Below are 363 nucleotides of genomic sequence, written 5' to 3'. Positions count from 1 at the left end.
GACTAAGTAAGGTAAACAAGAAAGGTTTCATTCAATTCCTCAGAGGACCAGGGGCAGGGCGGATAATAGTGCACTGAGCACAATCAGCAGCCATTGGATTTTTACTATGGCTATTCTGGCTGTCTGGATATCAGCCGCTTCGGCCTGACGCTCGCCGCCGCATTTGGGCAGGCGAACTTTGTGTCCGTTGTAAAAGGCGGGGCCACCAAGCTGAATACCTAATGCGGCGCCAGAATAAGCAAGCAAGGTGACTCGGGGCGTGCGCTGGGCTCCCTGCTGAATACTCGCCCGGCTGCCTTTTTTAGGCGGCTGCAACATCAGCAATAACAACATACTTAGCCTGGATGGGAAAAACTGCAGCCA

General features: G+C 52.9%; 1 pseudogene. It reads right to left on the bottom strand.

Annotated elements, in window-relative coordinates:
* Positions 1-39 precede the first annotated feature (39 nt).
* A pseudogene (locus J0A66_RS22090) lies at positions 40-363 on the bottom strand (hypothetical protein); the annotation flags it as partial.

The sequence above is a fragment of the Bowmanella dokdonensis genome (assembly GCF_017254865.1).
In the GTDB taxonomy this organism is placed as follows: Bacteria; Pseudomonadota; Gammaproteobacteria; order Enterobacterales; family Alteromonadaceae; genus Bowmanella; species Bowmanella dokdonensis.
This window is presented reverse-complemented; position numbering and strand designations above follow the sequence as displayed.